The sequence below is a fragment of the Arthrobacter sp. zg-Y750 genome (assembly GCF_020907365.1).
Taxonomy (GTDB): domain Bacteria; phylum Actinomycetota; class Actinomycetes; order Actinomycetales; family Micrococcaceae; genus Arthrobacter_B.
Genome location: NZ_JAJJOC010000016.1, coordinates 188,468 through 206,106, shown reverse-complemented (window position 1 = coordinate 206,106; position 17,639 = coordinate 188,468). Strand labels below are relative to the sequence as shown.

Below are 17,639 nucleotides of genomic sequence, written 5' to 3'. Positions count from 1 at the left end.
CTAGTCCTCGAACTTTGCTTGACCTTGGAGCTTCGAAATGTTCTCTACAACCATATTGACCGTTTCACTTGCCATGCCCTGCGACGTATCCACCTCAAAGTTCAGTCGGAGGTCAAATACATTTGCATCTGGAGTGTCCAAGTAGCGGAGGACCGCTCGTTCGATTAGCTTCATTTGTTCCGTGAGATTCCTTGACGCGTCCAACGGGATAAATCCGGTGACGTGCGTCTTGAGCCGCTCAACCGCTGGTTCGAGCTCTGGTTCCTCCGTCGGTGGTGTTCGATGTATCTGCGCCAGTCTTCGCATCTCTGCTTCGACGTCGGCTCCACGGCGGGAACTGCCAGCATCCTGCAGTAGGGCTGTAAGCAACCGGCGGCTTGACAACGAGGAGGAATAGTAGAAATTGGACCCGAGCCGAAGCGTCTCATGTTGTTCCACGTCTTGCTCGTCGGCATAGCTGTTTGAACGGACGGTGCGCAGCGACAGGCAGGGGATGCACTTGGTGCTCCGCTTAATTTTCGACTCGACCTGGTGAAGGAAGGGATACAGAGCGCCAACCGTGGAAACTTCACGCTCATTATCGGTGTCGTGCTCGAAAGCGCTAAAAAACTGCACTTTGAGAGACTTGAGTTTCCACTGCTCTTCAAGGGCTTCAGTCAGCTCTGCTGTTCCTGTATGAAGGACAGGGACCTTCGCCTTTTGCAGAAGGAATTGATATGTGTCGCCGTCTTCGGCTACCGCGATGAACTCCGCTGGGTATCGGGTAGTTGAGCCATCTGGCTGTTGGACTAGTAGCTCCTTAGGTCGGCTAACTCCAAGTTTTGCCAGTAGACCGTATAGCTCGTGCACGCGCCCACAGGGGAGTTTCTGCTCCGCTAAGGGAAGCGCGAAGCCCCAGTTGACCGCGCCAACAGAGTCTGGAAGCTGCAGCTTTTCAGCGTGTTCGGGCCCGGGGTAGGGAAGGAACCCTATAGGAATTCCTTCCACTGCGCCTACACAGTACTTGACGTCCACTAAGTCAAGCCTGGTTTGTAGGACACCGTAGTTCCGAACCCACCACATATCAGGACCCTCGACGAGTTGTGGTTTCTTGTAGGCCGTACTGTACTCCACTTTAGTTTTGTATTGACTGTTTGAGAGTATCTTCTGCGTAACCTTCTCCCGTGTGCGGGGGGAAGCCTTGGAGAGAAGATGAAGGCCATCAGTTGTCAATGCGGGACCGAAACGCAGAGACGCTTCCGACACAGGTACCGGTGAGCTTTTCGATTCTGCAGAAAGGCGTGCAGACTCGGCTGATTTCCATAAGTCATAGGTGAGCCCACTCTTTGCAGTGGTGGGTTCCGGAAGTGTGGTCCTTACCTTCAGGTTCTTCAGCAGTGTGAGGTCATGCCGATGAAAGAGATCGTCAACGATAAGGTGTTCGTCGCCGCTGCTGTTGCTGGGAATCAGGCCATTGGGCAGCCAGACATCAGTTGTCGGACGCCATCGACCGTCCTTTGCACGAACGCGGAGTTCGCTGACGTCGATCCGGTTGCCAATGATCGCCAGCATTTCCGGGACTGGTAGAGACCTGGAAAGACGCCAAAGCGATTCGGCTGCGCCTTCGTCCTCGTAATCCCTTGCCACCTGGCGGGCGATGCGGTCTACTTTCCCTCGGTCATCAAGGGCCTGAAAATCTAGTGCCTTTAGGTGCGTGCTGGCGTCGCCGTGATGCAGTAACTCGTAGGAGACGAGATTCTCTCCGATGTCATGTTCGTCAATCGGCAGGAAGACCTTGGTAGTGATTGGCGCACGCGCGCTTCCGTCTTGCATGAGCACGATGCGACTTCGGCGCATCGCGGTCCGATGGTCAGGATGACGCTTGTCGATCTCGACTGCTAGCCGTAGGGCATTTTCAAAGTCATCGAGTTGTTTACGGTATGTGATTTCCTCGAGCCACTGTTCTACGGCGGTTCGCCCCTTGTTCGCTAGCGAGAGTAAACGCCGCACGATTACCCGGCGTTCCTTGGACGCGGAAGCCGATCGATGCAACCACGGCCGATCCTGCCCGACCCAGTTGTCCCACATCTCCTCAAGTCGTGTCGCTTCCTCCAGCTCCGGCGGGAACAACAGATCAGATATAGGCTGCAGATCGCCCGCTCTGTCGGGCAGGGATGGTACGGCTGCAAGGGCAATAAAGACTGGTTCGTTAATGGTAGCGTCAGCCCACGACAGAGGCTCGCGTCCACGTGCGGGTAAAAGGTCCAAATAGCTCGCAGGGTCGGATTCGTCTTGGAATGTTGCTATTGCGCCCGCAACCATCATTGGGACAGCTTTTTGCAGGATTTCCTTGTTATAGACCGTGTGCAGCATGCTGTGGCGGTCTTCGTTCATCTTGAAAGCCGCATTCACGATCCCTCGTAGAGAGGTCTTGTAACTGGTTGGGAAGTAGTTCCAAAATTGCCCAACCTGACGTCGGGGGTTGCCTACCATTGGAACAGCCCACGTTACGTCCACTGTCTCCCGTGCTGCAATCGACCCTGCCTCAACGGCGGCCTGGGGACTGACGTGATGCCGGTGCCGGAAGATCTTCCATTCCTCTCGCACATCTCCGTTCTCCAGGAGGACGTCTGAGCCATTTCGTCTCGCGGACCACGCGGTCACCGATCCTTCGACTCGATCGTCAAATTCAAGAAGACCAATATTTTGCGAAAACAATAGGAACTCATGCGGAAACTTTCGCATCTCTTCACTGAGCCAAGCAGTCTGCTGAACCAACGGAAGTTTCACAACCGTTGTCGCCCAGGACATGAGTTCGTCCAGAATGGAATCTGCGTTGGCCGCTTCAACAGGGCTCACCGGCGTAGCGATTCGCAAGACCGGGTACGAACTCAATCCGGGCATTAGCGGCGCCAACAACTCCGTACTATGCGTACGGTCCCACCTGACCGAACCACTCGTACTAAAAATCTGAGGCGAGTCAGATATTTGTATAACGGATTTGAATCCGAGCCCGAAACGACCGATCTGGTCGTCCCGCTTCTCCGATGAATGCGACAGCATTAGCGTGCGGTACCCGGCTTCAGTAAAAGGTGAACCCTCATTGGCGCAATACAATGCTTCAGCAGTCAGAACCACGCGTATGCGTCCATCTGGGACGTCAACAGCGTCTGCAGCATTTTGAATTAACTCGTTGAGCTGCTTGCGCCCATAGCCGCTCTCAGTAATTGCCTGTTCAATATTGCTATGTTCGCGAACAAGATCCGGGCGGGCTCGATAAGCATTCAGGGCTTGGTGTGTCTCACTGGCAACAAAGCGACTTAACTCGCTCTCTATGTCAGCCCAAGAATCATGTGGCAAAGTTTCCCCCCAAAGGATTGCTGTATGTCGACGCTACGCTGCTGTTGATCAGTTTTATCAAGGCTCCATGCGCTGTCAGCGCGGTGTTGACTGGGCCTCCGACTCCGCTACGCCGCTAAAGACTCCACATCAGCAACGCAGACCTCGCGACTGAACTGGCCAGCTATTAGGTCTGCCAGGTGCTTGGCGAGCTGCACAGGCACCGCGTTACCAATCTGGCGAGCGATGGAAGTCTTTGAACCCGCCCATTTATAGTCGTCCGGGAATCCCTGAAGCCTCGCGGCCTCAAAGTGCGTTATAGCCCGGTGCACACTAGGGTTGGGATGCAGGTACCTACCCTTTTCCGGTTTGAAAAATTCGGTGCGGATAGTAACTGATGGCCGGTTGCTTCGTAGACGGCCCATGACATCGCCGGATCCCGTCTTGTGTTTTTTCCAACACTCAGCGAGCAACTCATCAGGGATGTCGAAGCGATTTCCTCCTGCCGGAATCGCTTTAAATCGATCAAGCGAAAGTTTTGTATAGTTCCTGGTCACATGAAGTTCGTGGGAGTGATACGGCCCAGGCATTTGCTGACCATTGTATTCGAACGACATCTTTGGGAACTCAGTTGCTACTACGTGTTCGCTAATTGACGCGAAGGCTTCGCCTACCGTTCGATGAGAGCCAACAAACGGGCCCTGAGGATCTGGTACCGCTGGGAGTTCCCTCAGCCGGCCAATCACTATGCTCCGCACCCGTGATTGGTATGCACCAAAATCTGCGGCATTGAGGAGATACGGCTGCAGAGTATATTTCTCTAAAGGCTGTCCCTGCTGTGTCCATTGCTCGAATTCTTCATACTGTGAAGACTTTAAGAACTGTCGGACGTTTTCAACGACGAAGTATTTGGGTTTCGCCGCTATTATAGTTTCGGCATATTTTCGCCAGAGGAAATTTCGCTCATCCTGGACGTCCTGCTTGCCTAGGGCTGAAAAGCCCTGACAGGGTGGCCCGCCTATGATCACGTCTGCTTCGGGCACACGCCCCTCCGCAAGCCAATCTTCAATTTTTCCTGCGTACACCCGTTCGGCTTTCTGATTGAGGGCATACGTCGCTGCGGCGTGCTGATCATGCTCCACTGCGACAACGGTCTCGAATTTTCCGGTGGACTCAAACCCTTCGGTCATTCCGCCTGCACCGGCGAAGAGATCAATGAGTCGTAGTGGTTCTGCCATGTCTAGGATTCTAGCTGGCTTCTGCGCGCATCCCGTAACAACCACTCCGGCATTGTGGGGATGGAATCATGTCGGTACGCATGCGGGTAGTCACCGGCGAGCGCCTCCCCATCGCAGCCTCCGCCCGATTTCGGTCTCTGTTTATGCGCCCGCGTGATTCAACGCTACCGCACCTCGCAACCGGCTTGCCTACCCCTTCCGGGACCGTACGCTGGCCCGCCGCCGTACGCAGCCTGGCGGAAAGAAACCTAGAAATGACTCGATCTCTGGAACGTTTCCCAGCCCGTTTCGGGGCGGCTTTCCACGTCGGTCTACCAGTCGCCCTAGGGCATGGTTTCAGTGACACTTGCAGAGAGATGGGTGTTCAGCGGAGAGGGGTCGTTCAGGAGAGGGCTGTTAGGGCCCCCACCCCTCCGCCCGCCCCTACGCCAGTTCGACCTCCCTTCCGCCGGCCTCCGCAATCAACTCCGGATCGCCGACCGCCACTACCTAGTCGAGTGCCGCTCTACAAACCTGCGGCTGACGATTCGTTTGAGAGGTTCTCGAACATGCGAGCAGCATTCGCGAGGCGCTCACGCTCAGCTTTCGTGACATGTTCGTAAACCTTTTGTGCATCTTCAATTGTATAAAGAGCGACAGTGCCGGAGCGGTTGGAATAGGTCGCTTGGGGGAAATCAGTGTCACGCGACTGTCGATTCGCGAATGCCTGCGAAGACATCCCAAGTGCCTTAGCAATGTCGGACTTGGACAACAGGTTGTGATTAGTTTGGGGGCTCTTTGAGTGTTCCATCCGGCATTCCTTGGGCATGGGTGTGTTGGCAATATAGGCATAAGAATCGCAATTGGTGCGACTCACCACTTCTGCAGCGATACCTTCGAATGCACGCGTTTATCCTATATTTGTACCAGTATAGTGATGGGTTTGATGCGGCTAGGACAAAGTTTCACAGTACGCTCCGCCGAAGCTGTCTTATGATGCCTGCTCCTGCAGCTCCTCATAGATCAGCCCGCTCAACGTCGCTAGCAGCGCCCGCATCTTCGTCTTCTCACCCAGGGCCTGCAGGCTCAAGTTGTAGTGACTTTCCATCGAGTTCTGAACGGCATCGTTGACCGCGTTTTCAAAATGAGGACTGCTGCCGAAGTGGGTGCGAGAGTTATTGCGCGCCTGGGTTTGAAGGGTCTGATTTTTCACCAGCTCACGCCGCACCCCCTCCACGAAGTGTGCCACGGCGTCCAGCTCTTCGCCTTCGAAAGGCAGATTCGCCTGCTGGATAATCTCCTCCCACGTCGCAAGCGCTGGGTCCTTCGTCTGACCTGAACCTACGTCGAGCGCGGGTTTCAACACCGCGTCGTTATCGCTCAACTGCAGCTGCGCCTGCCCCTTGTCTTTCAGCGCGTACTTGGCCAGGACAACGCCGGACAGGTCCAGTGCCACCGGGGCATCGTTTGCCCGTAGAACTGGCAGCAGGTGCTTGTAGTAGATGGAGCGCTTCTCGAGGTCAGGATCAGCAAAGTTCACGATCTGCGAGAGGAAATCATAGGCCCGGACAAAAGAACCCAAATCCTTGCGGAACAGGTCCAGCTCGTCCTGATCAGTTTTGTCCCCGGCAGCCACACCGGCGTTATACCTGGTGTTGAAGCGCGACTTGGCAGGCGCCACCCAGCCGGAGAGAGCGTTGTTGCCCTCTTCGCGGATATACGCCCAGACCGTCCACTTCGGAATCCAGATAAATCTGCGCGGCGTCCAGCTTGTTTTGCAGATCGTGCACCATATTGGGATCCGAGGTGCCCTCCAGCCGCACCTCACGGAAATATGGCTTGAAGGACGCCAAGATCACGGAAAGCATGCCGGCTTCCTTGGTGGCGGGTTTGTTTAGCACTTTGCACAGCCGGTTCAGCAGCTTGTGTTCTGCCAGGATGCGTTCGGCCGGGGAATCACCGGGTTTGAGGACCTTGGCCAGCTCGTGGGGCTGGGAGTCCTGCAACCAGCCGATAATGTCCTTAGGTACGACAGCGCGTCCGCGGTCAGCGTCACGGGTATGCGTCTAAACTATGCCCGTTTCCCTAGAGATAGACACAGGCGTCCATGGCACATAACTCAGCCTTTGACCGTCCACCAAATGCGCCTCGGGGCAGCTGTGCCGCCCTTTTTGTTACGCCATATCGACATGCGGTTAGAATTACGCTCTTCATAGTTCATACAGGAACGCCGTGCCTAAAAATCTCCGAAACCGCGGCTGTCCGTAAATTGCATCGGCCGGCTGAGGGTCGGAAAGGAGGGGCGTTGCAGCCTGTCGACATCGAGTTAATTGTCGGTATATTTGCGACGGCGGTGGGCTCGGTAGCCACAATTCTCAGTATGTCAAGCCGCAAATCTCGGGCTTTTTCCCTGGCTACAGAGTCTTTTGCGTTAGCTGAAACGCTTAAAATGCAAACAAGTGCCGAAGAAGATGAAGCACAGCGGGTGGCGGTACAGCTACACAGAGAGCTCTTGGCCAGAGGACATGAAGCGTGTCAGGATTTCCTATCCCGTACCGCTCCTAAGAGGATGAATCTGGTCGAGGTCTTGGCAGTGTTGCTCATATGGATTCCTCTAAGTTTCAGCTTTTGGATCATCGATAACTCGACAGTTCCTTGGATGGTGCTGAGATGGACCTCCGCTGGTATCGGCGTCCTGCTTATCGGCGTGCTTTGGAACACGAACAAGAAAATCGATATTGAGGAAGCACTAGCATTGAAAAGAGCCGTTCCAGGCCAGGGGGCTGATTCCCGGGAGGGCCAAGACGTTACCGCGCAGGTTTAGTGCATCCACAAGATGCCCGCCGCGCGACTGCAGCTGAGGCGCGACTTGCTGGGTGGGTCCCAAGTCTATGGGGTGACCCAGAAGCAGCGGGGAACGTCAAAGTGGGTGCAAAGGCATGGGCATTATTCCGACCGCGGCATAGAAGTACTTGGCGTCTATGACATCCGCTCGGTCGTCCCCATATGGCCCCGACCGATTCGGTCCCCGCCCCTCCATCTGGAAGGATGCTGCTAAGCCTGCTGATAAAGGAGTCACCCATGCCTTCCCCCGCCCCCGCCGCCGCACAAGGACCCGCCGCCACCTACGGGGTGCACTCCGAGGTCGGAAAACTCCGCAAGGTCCTCGTCTGCGCTCCAGGCCTCGCCCACGAACGGCTTACCCCTACCAACCGCGAAGACCTGCTCTTCGACGACGTGATGTGGGTGGAGAACGCCCAGCGCGACCATGCCGACTTCGTCACCCAGATGACCGACCGCGGCGTCGACGTCGTCGAACTTAACGACCTGCTCGGCGCCACCATGGACATGCCCGAAGCGCGCACCTGGCTGCTGGACCGCAAGATCATCGCCAACCGGGTCGGCCTCGGCCTGGTCGCCGGCACCAGGGCTTTCCTGGATTCGCTCACCGGCGCGGAGCTGGCGCGCTACCTCATTGGCGGGCTGACGACGTCGGACGTTCCCGACGACTACCTCGGCAGCTACGTCGCCCTGGTCCGCGAATCCACCGGCCGGCCCGAGTACCTGCTGCCGCCGCTGCCCAATACCCTCTACACCCGGGACACCACCTGCTGGATCGGCTCCGGGCTGACCCTGAACCCGCTGTACTGGCCGGCACGGCACGACGAAACCCTGCTGATGCAGGCCATCTACCGGTTCCACCCGGACTACGTAGGCGCCAAAATCTGGTGGGGCGACGCGGAAAAGGACTGGAGCCAGGCTTACCTGGAAGGCGGCGACGTGATGCCCGTGGGCAACGGCACCGTGCTGCTGGGCATGGGGGAGCGGACCTCCCGGCAGGCCATCACCCAGCTCGCCCAGGCCCTGTTTCAGGACGAAGCAGCAGAACGCATCGTCGTCGCCGGCATGCCCAAGCTGCGCTCGGCGATGCACCTGGACACCGTGTTCACCTTCGCGGACCGGGACCTGGCCACCATCCACCCGGCCATCGTGGACGGCATCCACCCGTTCACCATCCACCCCTCGGACAAGGCCCCGGGCCTGGAGGTCCGCGACCACCGGGACCGCCGTTTCGTGGACGTGGTCGCCGAAGCCATGGGCTACAAGCAGCTGCGCCTGGTGGAGACCGCCGGGGACTACCACGCCAGCGAACGCCAGCAGTGGGACAGCGCGAACAACGCCGTCGCCCTGGAGCCGGGCGTGGTGTTCACCTACGACCGCAACACCCAGACCAACGCGGCGCTGCGCAACGCCGGCGTCGAGGTCATCCCGATCGTCGGCGCCGAATTGGGCCGCGGCCGCGGCGGCGGGCACTGCATGACCTGCCCGATCATCCGCGATCCGCTCGACTGACGACGACGACGGCGGGGGGCGGGGGCCGCGGCTGGCATGTGACCGCGGTCCCGGCCACGGTTTCGACGTGGACTCCAGCGAACGCACGGCCTTTGACGGGTACACGCCTTTCCACTGCAAGGACCCCTTCGGCAACCGCCTCCGGGCGCTGGCCACCGATTCGGACCCCGTCGTCTCCTTCTGAGAGGATTGTGGTGAGCCGCTGACGGAGGAGCCTCCGGAGGAAGCGGTCCGTCACCTCCACAGATGTCTAAGCGGTGTTGCCTCAGTGGCCGCAACATCCGATTGGAAAAGAAACGTGTCTAATGCGCCTGCTTCAGGGGACAAAGCCCCAGCGGCCAAACTCTCCCTGCTGACCCTCACCACTGTGGTGATCGGGTCCATGGTCGGGGCCGGGGTGTTTTCCCTGCCCCAGCGCTTCGCCGAGGAAACCGGGGTGTGGGGTGCGCTGGTCGCCTGGCTGATTGCGGGTTCCGGCATGCTGATGCTGGCTTTCGTGTTCCAGCGGCTGTCCATGCGCAAACCAGACCTCGATGCGGGGGTCTTCGCCTACGCCAAGGCCGGCTTCGGGAATTACGTGGGGTTCTTCTCCGCAGCGGGTTACTGGGCCAGTGCCTGTGTTGGAAACGTCACTTACTGGGTGCTCACCATGTCCACGCTGGGAGCCCTGTTTCCGCAGCTGGGCGCAGGGGACACCCTCCTCGCCGTCGTGCTGTCCTCGGCCGGGCTGTGGGGATTCTTCTTCCTGATCAGGCGCGGCATCAGGGAAGCCACGGCCATAAACCGGATAGTCACGATCGCCAAGGTTGTTCCCATCCTGGTCTTTGTGCTGTTTGCTGTCTTTCTGTTCGACCCCGCCGTCTTCGCGGGAAACCTTAGCGGGGCGGACTACACGGGGCCGCTGTTCGAGCAGGTCAGGGACACGATGCTGGTGACGGTGTTCGTGTTCCTGGGTGTTGAAGGTGCCAGCGTGTATTCGCGCCATGCCCGACGGCGGGAGGACGTTGGCAGGGCGACCATCCTCGGCTTCCTGAGCGTCTTTGCCATCTTTGCGTCGGTCACGATCGTCTCCTACGGCGTCCTGCCGATGGAACAGCTCGCCGAGCTGCGCCAACCATCCATGGCGGGGGTCCTGGAAGCGGGAGTGGGGACCTGGGGGCTGGTGTTCGTCAGCGCAGGCCTGATCATTTCAGTGATGGGGGCTTACCTGGCTTGGAGCCTGATGGCAGCGGAGGTTCTCTACGTGGCAGCCACGGAGAAGGACATGCCGCGGTTCCTGTCCCGGGTCAGCAAGGACGATGTCCCGGTCAACGCCCTGCTGCTGAGCACACTGCTCAGCCAGCTGGTCATGGTCATCACCTACTTCTCCGGGGACGCCTTCGACTTCGCACTGGACATGACCGCGGTCCTGACGCTGTTTTCCCTCCTTTTCGCGGCGCTCTACGCCCTGAAGCTCGGCTGGAGCGGCGAGACGTATGAAGGAGCCCCGAGCCGCATTCGGCGGGGCGACCTGGCCATTGCCGTCACTGCCACCATTTACTCGGTGTTCCTGGTCTACGCCGCCGGGCTGTCCCTGGTGCTGTTTTCGATGCTCTTCTATGCCCCCGCCACCGTCCTGTTTGTGATCGCGCGCCGTGAACAACGGCAGCGCGTCTTCCGGGGAGGGGAAATTATCCTTTTCCTTCTTACCTTGGCCGGAGCTGTCGCAGGCGTGCTCGCCCTGGCCAGGGGCTGGATAGAGCTCTGAGCCAGCGGACTGGCGGGCTGGCCACAAAGCAGAACCGTACGCTTTCCACAACCGGCACCGGTAGGGGCACGTCCAACGGCGTGCACTCTGAGGTGGGTAAGTCACGAGGGTGGAGAACGCCCAGCGCTCCCGCCAGCGTCGCCGGTCCTAACCGGTCAGGACCCGTAGATGGATACCGTCCGTTCCTGCAACAGCGGAATGATGCGGCCTACGCCTATCTGCTCGAAATGATCGCTTGCCCGGTGGGCGTCAAAATCGGCAGCCGTGCGGTAGGACTCCAGAATGACGACCTTGAGCGGGTCTTCCACTCCGCGGAAATACTCATAGCGGAGGTTGCCGTCCTCATTCCTGCTGGCTTCAGCCAGCAGCCGCACCTGCGCAAGTACTTCGTTCTCGGAACCGGGCTTGACGGTGTACATGGCCACGACGTCGAAGGTCTTCTCGGGCACGGTTACTTCCTTAGTAGTCGAAGAAGAGTCAGCAGCCCCTCGGGCCGTACCCGAAAGCACGGCCCGAGGGGGCAGTGATACCGCCGGAGCCTATTCGGTGCCGGTATGGACTGAAACAGTCGGTTCCAGACGTTCTGCACCGACGACCTCGGCCCAGGCCTCCACGCCGTACTGGAACGAGACGATGCCGGCCTCGGGCAGCGAGATCTCGATGGCCTCAAGGATTTCCTGAGGGGAGAGGCCCAGACTCAGGCCCACCTGAATGTGGCTCTTGAGCTGCGGTTTGGGGGCACGCATGACGGTCAGGCTGAGGATGAACAGAAGTTCCTTGGTTTTGCGGTCCAGCAGCCGTTCGCTGAGATAGGCGGCCTGGACCAAATCATTGGCCGCTTGAAGGGCAGGGAAGTCGGCCGCGGCCATTACCTTGTGATAGTCGAGGACATATCCCCGGCTGGTGGCCATCTGGTCGATGTATTCCTGTGCTTCACTCATTCTTGGGTCCTTTCGTCGTCCCCGGTGTTACTGATTTTGATGGAGGTGATGGTTTCGTAGTACCGGGCCAGCTCGGTGTGGTCCGGATGCTCTCCGAGCAGGGGACGGTTCTCTTCGGCAACGGTCAGCGCCCGGTCGGTGACGGGTGTGGTGATGCCCCCGGTGAGGCCCTGGGCGATCCGCAGGTCCTTGAGCATCAGGTCATAGGCGAATCCCGAGTCGAAGGTTCCGGTCAGGATGTGGTTCGGGTACTTCACCTCGCTGGCCTGGCTGCGCCCTGTAGACGCGTTCAGGACAGTCACCATGGTCTCGGGTGCGATGCCGAACTTCGCCGCTGCGGTGATGACTTCGGCAGCGGCAACGATGTTTGTTGCGGAAAGCAGGTTGTTGAGGGCCTTCGCAGCATCTCCGCTGCCGGCAGGGCCGATGTGGTGGACGGCGCTGCCCATGGACTGGAGCAGCGGCTTGGATCGTTCGAACGCCTGATGCGTACCGCCGGCCATGATGGACAGTTCGCCGGTTACGGCTTTGCGCTGGCCGCCGGAGACGGGGGCGTCCAGATAGTCGATGCCGCGTTGTGCCGCGGCCGCAGCGAGGGACTTGGAACTTTCCGGTTCCGAAGAACTCATGTCGATAACCAGCGACCCCGTGGCGAGCCGCGCCAAGAGACCGTCCTCACCCTGCAGGATCGATTCAACGATCGCGGAGTTCGGCAACATGAGTACAACGGTGTCTACGGACCTCGGTACGGACGCCAGCGTGGAAAGTCCGGACACGGATAAGTCCCGGGCCAGCTTTTCCGTCACGTCCGGGCGCACATCAAAAACCGTGAGCCTATCGCCGGCATAACCGTGCAGGTTACGCACCATGGGCTCACCCATGGTGCCAAGCCCAATAAACAGGACTGTCATGTATTTGCTCCTAAGAACCACTTATGGATAGTTGCTGTAATGCTTTCTGCAGATACCGGGCAAAGCTGCGCGGTGCCTCCGCATGGGGAAAGTGGCCCAGATCCTCCATCAGGATGAATTCGGCGTTGGGGATCCTGGCCGCAAGGTCCTTCACTTTTTCCGGGGGGACAGTGGTGTCGTAGGCTCCGCCAAGCAGGATTATGGGCAGGGTTGACTCGTCCAGGGTGCTGAGCTCGTTACTCAAATCCCACGCCACATAGCTCTTGATATCCGCGGGATAGGTGCCGTACCCGCCGCTGGTGTAACCCCACCACACGCGGTCGCGCCAGAATTTCGGGGACGACGGCGACATGGCGCCGAAGGTCCATTCGGCCGCGGCGATGTTCTGGTTCACATCCATGGCATCAAACCAGGGCGCTGTCCGATTGCCCACCTGCACGCAGGTTTGCGCCGCAATCGCACCACGGAATACATCGGGGTAACGAATAACTGCCCGGACTGCGGCGGCGCCGGCCATGGATGCACCCAAAATGACAGGGTGATCCAGATCCAGCGCCTGCGCCACGCTGACCACGGTTGTCAGGTAATCGTTCTCGCTGAGGGTGTAATCGGTTCCTGTTCTGCCCCAGGCCGGCTGCGATTTCCCGTGCCACGGCAGGTCCAGGCAGATCAGTTCGATCCCCTCCGGCAGGCACCCCGCAAGTCCGTGGAACTGCGTGGTGTCGCTGCCCGCCGTGGGGACGCACAGTACAGGGATACCGCTGCCGGCACGCTCCACGAAAACATCGCATGTCCCGTAGGTGCTGTGTTCGATGCGGTGGTAACTGCCTTGCAGGGGCGGCGGCGGGGGAACCGGTTCATCTGCTGACGGCGCGCCGCGAAGGACCTCGTGGGCACGGCGGACTATCTGCAGGTGTTGTTCCAGAACCTTCCGGGATCCCGTCAGGCTCAGATCGCCGCGCAGCAGGCAGGACAACACGGACTGCCACTGCGGTTCCGGGGCTGGATCCAGCAGCCGCTGCCAGGTTCCATCGGTGCCGTGCAGGGAAAAATCGACCTGGCCGGGCTCGGCGTCCAAGAGCTTACCCCCGCTGAGGTGAACGGTGAGGCCGCCACAATCGGAGAGCAGTTCAAAAGCCACCTCGGCGCCGCGGGACAGTGCCCCGAACTCGACGTCGTCCCGCAGGGCCTGGATGCCGTTATCCCACATAATGAGTAGCTTTCACTGTGCTGGCGAATGTCCCCAGAGTGCCTTCCAGCCGCTCGTGCCGGTCCAGCTCGCTGATGTCATGGCCGCTGATGACGCCGGCGTAGGCGCTATCCCGGATGCGTTCCAGCACCCCGTAGGAGGTGGGCCAGTCCGCCATGGATTTGAAGAGCATGTCCTTCTCGATCTCCTCGTGGAAATGCCCGGCATCGCTGGCCAACAGCACGGTTCCCGACGGGGTATCCACCTCGACGATGCTCTGGCCCGGGGTATGCCCGCCGACCGGAATCATGCGGACGCCGTCCGCGACCTGGACAATCCCGTCAACAAGCTCAAGCGTTCCCGCGTCATGAAGCTTGACCAGTTCAGCGATTTCCCGAGGCTCGGCGAAATTGGCGAACAAGGGCTTCCCGGCGAGCGGGCCGGTCCAGAACTCATACTCTTTCCGGGCGATGTAGGCACGCCGGGGCGAGACCCGGTCCACGTTGCCGATGTGGTCGTAATGCGCGTGCGTGAGGATTAGGGCGTCGGGACTGGTTGTGACACCCAGGTTCTGGAGCGCCGTCAGCGGATCCACCAATATTTCGCGGTTCCGTGCCAGCGCCGGGGCGGCCGCGTAACCGGTGTCCACGAGGATGGTGGTCTGCGCGCTGCGGATCACCCAGAAGTAGTACCCCATGGCGTACTCGGCGTCGGGTTCGCTGTACCAGTCGTAATTCAGGTACGCGTCGCTGCGTGTGGTGGTGCGTTGTCCGTGCCGGACAATCAGGATTTCCCATTCCTGCCGTGTCATAAACGCGCCCCCTCAGGCTCTGGATATTCGGTTCCGGATAGGCTCTCAGGGGTTTCGCTCCTCAGGTGTGCCAGGGCGATGTCCCGAGCAATGTGGACGTGGGTCCTGGCGCGTTCCAGCGCCCGGACCTCGTCGCCGTCGACCACCGCATCCACCATGGCCTGAATCTCTTGGAGCATCTGCTCGCCCCTACCGGGGGAGGAGAGCGTCAGACGCCGCAACTGGCTGATGCGTGTCTGCACGTTCTGCAGCATTTCCCCGATGGTGTGGTTGCGCGAGATGGACACCAGCAGTGCATAAAAGCGGTCCTTGATGGCCGTGATGTCCTCGACGTCGGCATGGAGCGAATCCCGCAGTTCGACCATCAGGGTCGCCATGTCCGCAATGTCCGTGCTGTCGCGGCGCCGAGCCGCCAGCCGCATGATGGCGCATTCCAGGGCTTCCCGCACTTCGTAAAGTTCCGTGGCTACCTCCACGGTGAGGCGTTCCACGATCGGGCCCACATTCGGTTCAATGCGCACGAGCCGCTCCGATTCCATCTGCCGCAGGGCCTCACGGATCACGGTCCGGCTGACGCCGAACTTTTCCATGAGGTCCTTTTCCTTCAGACGCATTCCCGGGCGGAAGGACCCATTGATGATTTCCCGCCGGATGGCCTCGACGATCTGCTCTCGCAGAGGTGCTGCAGTCTTTTGGATGGTCATAGCGTTATTCCTTACCCGGTCTTTTCTTCGAAGTGCATCTGCGCGGAGCAGACACACTCAGTCTGGTGCCTTTGCAGTGGGGACATCCCACTGACCCGCGAGGGGTACCGGATTATCCAGCCATGTGACCGGAGACTTCGGCTGGCGGTCCACGCGCAGCTGGAAAACATCGGGGCGTCCGTAGTGCCCCACCACATCCATGTCGAGGTGGGCCCTTGTCTGGTCAGCCAGGTCAATTTCGGCGTAGAGGATACCCTCTTCGTCAAAGAGCGGCCCGGCCAGCAGTTCGCCGAGCGGCGAAATAATGGCGCTGCCGCCTCGGAGGGCCAATTCCTGCTCTTGGGGCAGCTCGGGCTCCAGTTCAACCGGGATGTCCCGTTTCCGCAGTATCTGGCAGGCACTGAGCACATGCACCCGTCCTTCCAGCGCAATATGCGTCATGGTGGGCAGCCAAGTGGGGCGGTCGTCCACGGTGGGGGCGCAGTACAGTTCGATCTGCTGGGCGTACATGGCACACCGCAGCAGTGGCATGTAGTTCTCCCAGCAAATGACCGCGCCCACCCGGCCGACGGGCGTGTCCACGACATCGATGGTAGACCCGTCGCCGAATCCCCAAATGAGCCGTTCGGATCCGGTGGGCATGAGCTTCCGGTGGATATTCAGTATCCGGCCCGAGGGGCCGATTGTGACGGCCGTGCAGTAGAGGGTGTTGCCCAGGCGTTCAATCACGCCTATCACGACGGTGGTCTGCCCTTCCCGGGCAGCCTCTCCCACCTCTCGCAGCTCCGCTCCGTTCAATTCCACGGCGGACTCGAAGTAGCGGCGGAACAACTCCCGTCCCTGCGGGGTACGCCGGCCGACGTAGGAGTCCAATCCCGCACCCTTCGGATAGCCCCCAAGGAAAGCCTCTGGAAAAACGACGAGCTGCGCGCCGTTGCCGGCGGCTTCCCGGATGAGGGACACCGCCCGGCCTACGGAGGCCGGCGTATCAAACAGTGCTGATGCTGCCTGCACTACGGCCACTCTTTTAGTCATGGAGGTTCCTGTGTCGCGTCTCGGGCATCAGGGGAATAAGGATCGCACCGCAGACGACAGCGACGGCGATCAGGTAGTACGACGGCGCGACGGGGCCTTGGGAGGCGACCAGCCAGGTGGCGATCAGTGGGCCGGGGCCGGCCAGCAGGGCATAGGAAACGTTGTATCCCAGGGATGATCCGGTGGAACGGATTGAAGCCGGGAACAATTCGACCATGGCGACAACACCCATCACGGCGATCATGGATTGCAGCACCGCCCAGATGATGAGCGCTGCGAGGACCACCCAGAACTCACCGGTGGAAAGCATCAGGAAGAGTGGGTAGCCCAGGACAGCGAAACCAACCGTGGGAATGATGACCATCGGGCGCCGCCCGATCCGGTCCGAGACCATGCCCGCCACCGGATTCAGGAGGGCGTAAATGACCAGGCCGATGATGGAGACGGTCAATGCCGCGATGGTGCTCATGCCTGCAACCTGCTGCAGGTAGTTGTTCATGTAGGTCACCACGTAGTACAGGGAAACCCCGAAAATGCCAGCGATGGCAAAAGCCATGAGGAAGCCGCGCCAGAAGACACTCTGGGAAGTGTGGATCACTTCACCGGCGTCGCGGCGGATTTCGAGTTGCTGGAAGACCACCGTTTCATCGAGGCTGCGGCGGATATAAACCGCAATCACTCCGAGCACGAGGCTGAGGATGAACGGAATGCGCCAGCCCCAGGAAGCTACGGTCTCTTCGCTCAGGACAGTGTTGATGAGCAGCGCGACCCCGGTGCCTGCAATGAACGCCATGGCTGCCGAAGCGGAAACAACGCTTGCACGGGTTGCACGCTGTGAATCGGGCGCGCTTTCCACCAGGAACATCGCGGAACTGGTCCACTCGCCGCCCACGGACAGTCCCTGGATAAACCGGAGTGCGGTGACAATGATCGGCGCCGCAATCCCGATGGTGTCAAAACCGGGAGTCATGCCGAGCAGGGCGGTACACAAACCCATGACCAGCACTGAAATCATCAGCACCAGACGCCGGCCGTAGCGGTCGCCCAAGGGGCCAAGAATCGCTGCGCCGAGCGGGCGGGCTAGGAATCCGACGGCAAAAACGGCGAACGCAGAAAGGGTGGCGGAGGTTTCGTCGTGGGTGGGGAAGAAGGTGGCGCTGATATGGGCAATGAAGTAGCCGTAGATCGCGAAGTCAAACCACTCCATGAAGTTGCCGATACCAACGGCAATCTCGCGTTTGCCGAATGGGTAGCGGGCTTCCTTCACCACCGAGCCAGCGGAACTCGTTACCGGTGACGACGACGTTGTCGGTATTTCGGACATAGCTGCCTTCCAAAGGGGGCTCGTATGACGGTAATACGGTATGACGAGAAACGTAGATCCCCCACGTACGGTGTGTCAAGGGTCACACG

The 17,639-nt window shown here is 59.7% G+C and carries 16 protein-coding genes; 3 read left to right on the top strand and 13 right to left on the bottom strand.

The features are described 5' to 3' along the window. The 5 genes from LOC57_RS11850 to LOC57_RS11830 form a co-directional block, all read right to left on the bottom strand. On the bottom strand, positions 1 to 3,339 hold the full coding sequence (locus LOC57_RS11850; protein WP_229959904.1) for a sacsin N-terminal ATP-binding-like domain-containing protein: 3,339 nt from the start codon (positions 3,337 to 3,339) through the stop codon (positions 1 to 3). Positions 3,340 to 3,446: 107 nt separating this feature from the next. After that, positions 3,447 to 4,556: a DNA cytosine methyltransferase gene (locus LOC57_RS11845; RefSeq protein WP_229959902.1), complete on the bottom strand. Its 1,110-nt coding sequence runs from the start codon at positions 4,554 to 4,556 to the stop codon at positions 3,447 to 3,449. A 505-nt stretch (positions 4,557 to 5,061) separates the two neighbouring features. Continuing rightward, on the bottom strand, positions 5,062 to 5,346 hold the full coding sequence (locus tag LOC57_RS11840) for a hypothetical protein (RefSeq protein WP_229959900.1): 285 nt from the start codon (positions 5,344 to 5,346) through the stop codon (positions 5,062 to 5,064). A gap of 180 nt (positions 5,347 to 5,526) precedes the next feature. Further along, the gene (locus LOC57_RS11835; RefSeq protein ID WP_229959898.1) at positions 5,527 to 6,171 is read right to left on the bottom strand and encodes a hypothetical protein; all 645 of its coding nucleotides are present in this window, start codon (positions 6,169 to 6,171) and stop codon (positions 5,527 to 5,529) included. A gap of 7 nt (positions 6,172 to 6,178) precedes the next feature. Further along, positions 6,179 to 6,541: a hypothetical protein gene (locus tag LOC57_RS11830; protein WP_229959896.1), complete on the bottom strand. Its 363-nt coding sequence runs from the start codon at positions 6,539 to 6,541 to the stop codon at positions 6,179 to 6,181. A 299-nt stretch (positions 6,542 to 6,840) separates the two neighbouring features. On the opposite strand from LOC57_RS11830, the gene LOC57_RS11825 reads away from it, so the two are divergent. The 3 genes from LOC57_RS11825 (at position 6,841) to LOC57_RS11815 (ending at position 10,635) form a co-directional block, all read left to right on the top strand. Further along, a complete protein-coding gene (locus LOC57_RS11825; protein WP_229959894.1) occupies positions 6,841 to 7,359 on the top strand; it encodes a hypothetical protein in 519 nt (172 codons plus the stop codon). 257 nt (positions 7,360 to 7,616) lie between these two features. Further along, the gene (locus LOC57_RS11820; protein ID WP_229959892.1) at positions 7,617 to 8,888 is read left to right on the top strand and encodes an arginine deiminase; all 1,272 of its coding nucleotides are present in this window, start codon (positions 7,617 to 7,619) and stop codon (positions 8,886 to 8,888) included. A gap of 298 nt (positions 8,889 to 9,186) precedes the next feature. Then, positions 9,187 to 10,635 (top strand): basic amino acid/polyamine antiporter, encoded by a 1,449-nt coding sequence (locus LOC57_RS11815; protein WP_331460665.1) that lies wholly within the window; start codon positions 9,187 to 9,189, stop codon positions 10,633 to 10,635. A gap of 155 nt (positions 10,636 to 10,790) precedes the next feature. Here the strand turns inward: LOC57_RS11815 and LOC57_RS11810 are convergent, their stop codons facing one another. The 8 genes from LOC57_RS11810 to LOC57_RS11775 all read right to left on the bottom strand — a co-directional run bounded on the left by LOC57_RS11810 (position 10,791) and on the right by LOC57_RS11775 (position 17,550). Continuing rightward, on the bottom strand, positions 10,791 to 11,084 hold the full coding sequence (locus tag LOC57_RS11810) for a putative quinol monooxygenase (protein WP_229959890.1): 294 nt from the start codon (positions 11,082 to 11,084) through the stop codon (positions 10,791 to 10,793). A 90-nt stretch (positions 11,085 to 11,174) separates the two neighbouring features. Next, positions 11,175 to 11,576, bottom strand: coding sequence for a carboxymuconolactone decarboxylase family protein (locus LOC57_RS11805; protein ID WP_229959888.1), 402 nt, complete (start codon positions 11,574 to 11,576; stop codon positions 11,175 to 11,177). Further along, on the bottom strand, positions 11,573 to 12,487 hold the full coding sequence (locus LOC57_RS11800; protein WP_229959886.1) for an NAD(P)-dependent oxidoreductase: 915 nt from the start codon (positions 12,485 to 12,487) through the stop codon (positions 11,573 to 11,575). Before LOC57_RS11800 ends, LOC57_RS11805 begins: the two co-directional genes overlap by 4 nt. 10 nt (positions 12,488 to 12,497) lie before the next feature. Next, entirely contained in the window at positions 12,498 to 13,697 is a 1,200-nt protein-coding gene (locus tag LOC57_RS11795; RefSeq protein WP_229959884.1) for an alpha/beta fold hydrolase, read from the bottom strand. Continuing rightward, a complete protein-coding gene (locus tag LOC57_RS11790) occupies positions 13,687 to 14,487 on the bottom strand; it encodes an N-acyl homoserine lactonase family protein (RefSeq protein WP_229959882.1) in 801 nt (266 codons plus the stop codon). Before LOC57_RS11790 ends, LOC57_RS11795 begins: the two co-directional genes overlap by 11 nt. Continuing rightward, entirely contained in the window at positions 14,484 to 15,191 is a 708-nt protein-coding gene (locus LOC57_RS11785; RefSeq protein ID WP_229959880.1) for a GntR family transcriptional regulator, read from the bottom strand. Before LOC57_RS11785 ends, LOC57_RS11790 begins: the two co-directional genes overlap by 4 nt. Before the next feature lie 57 nt (positions 15,192 to 15,248). Continuing rightward, positions 15,249 to 16,226 carry a carbon-nitrogen hydrolase family protein gene (locus tag LOC57_RS11780; RefSeq protein ID WP_229959878.1) on the bottom strand — a complete coding sequence of 326 codons (978 nt, stop codon included), beginning with the start codon at positions 16,224 to 16,226 and terminating at the stop codon, positions 15,249 to 15,251. Further along, positions 16,219 to 17,550 carry an MFS transporter gene (locus LOC57_RS11775; protein ID WP_229959876.1) on the bottom strand — a complete coding sequence of 444 codons (1,332 nt, stop codon included), beginning with the start codon at positions 17,548 to 17,550 and terminating at the stop codon, positions 16,219 to 16,221. Before LOC57_RS11775 ends, LOC57_RS11780 begins: the two co-directional genes overlap by 8 nt. Positions 17,551 to 17,639 lie beyond the last annotated feature (89 nt).

Excerpts from the sequence above, each read along its gene's own strand:
- LOC57_RS11845 (WP_229959902.1), bottom strand. The coding sequence starts at position 4,556 with ATGGCAGAACCACTACGACTCATTGATCTCTTCGCCGGTGCAGGCGGA.
- LOC57_RS11840 (WP_229959900.1), bottom strand. The coding sequence starts at position 5,346 with ATGGAACACTCAAAGAGCCCCCAAACTAATCACAACCTGTTGTCCAAG.
- LOC57_RS11820 (WP_229959892.1), top strand. The coding sequence starts at position 7,617 with ATGCCTTCCCCCGCCCCCGCCGCCGCACAAGGACCCGCCGCCACCTAC.
- LOC57_RS11805 (WP_229959888.1), bottom strand. The coding sequence starts at position 11,576 with ATGAGTGAAGCACAGGAATACATCGACCAGATGGCCACCAGCCGGGGA.
- LOC57_RS11800 (WP_229959886.1), bottom strand. The coding sequence starts at position 12,487 with ATGACAGTCCTGTTTATTGGGCTTGGCACCATGGGTGAGCCCATGGTG.
- LOC57_RS11795 (WP_229959884.1), bottom strand. The coding sequence starts at position 13,697 with ATGTGGGATAACGGCATCCAGGCCCTGCGGGACGACGTCGAGTTCGGG.
- LOC57_RS11790 (WP_229959882.1), bottom strand. The coding sequence starts at position 14,487 with ATGACACGGCAGGAATGGGAAATCCTGATTGTCCGGCACGGACAACGC.
- LOC57_RS11785 (WP_229959880.1), bottom strand. The coding sequence starts at position 15,191 with ATGACCATCCAAAAGACTGCAGCACCTCTGCGAGAGCAGATCGTCGAG.
- LOC57_RS11780 (WP_229959878.1), bottom strand. The coding sequence starts at position 16,226 with ATGACTAAAAGAGTGGCCGTAGTGCAGGCAGCATCAGCACTGTTTGAT.
- LOC57_RS11775 (WP_229959876.1), bottom strand. The coding sequence starts at position 17,550 with ATGTCCGAAATACCGACAACGTCGTCGTCACCGGTAACGAGTTCCGCT.